This window comes from Bacillus cereus group sp. BfR-BA-01408 (assembly GCF_022663305.1).
Classification (GTDB): domain Bacteria; phylum Bacillota; class Bacilli; order Bacillales; family Bacillaceae_G; genus Bacillus_A; species Bacillus_A pacificus.
Map to the genome: position 1 here is coordinate 1 of NZ_JAKUFF010000231.1, position 309 is coordinate 309.

Genomic DNA, 309 nt, shown 5'->3' on the forward strand with positions numbered 1-309 from the left:
ACCATTTACTTTGGATTCATATCCTGGTACTGCTTGTTCTTTCACTTCATACTTGTATGCTACTCCATTTGCATCATACGCTGCTAAATCTTTAAACTCATACTTCCAGCCCGTTGCTTCACTTACTTCTTGCGTCGCAATCACTGTTTCTTTTTGTGCTTGTGAGTTATCTTTTTGTACTAAATCTACTTTGATGGTTTTCGGACGATCTGACGCATTGTTATCATTCCACGTCTTCGTCCCTGCAACTGATGTCTTGCCTACTTTTGTATTCGTGATGTCATAACCATTTACTTTGGATTCGTATCC

Annotated in this window: 1 protein-coding gene; it reads right to left on the bottom strand. The window is 39.2% G+C overall.

Going from position 1 to position 309, the window contains the following annotated elements; all coding sequences use genetic code 11:
* The coding region (locus MR083_RS27075; RefSeq protein ID WP_242270119.1) for a Cna B-type domain-containing protein at positions 1-309 on the bottom strand (309 nt) is incomplete at both ends.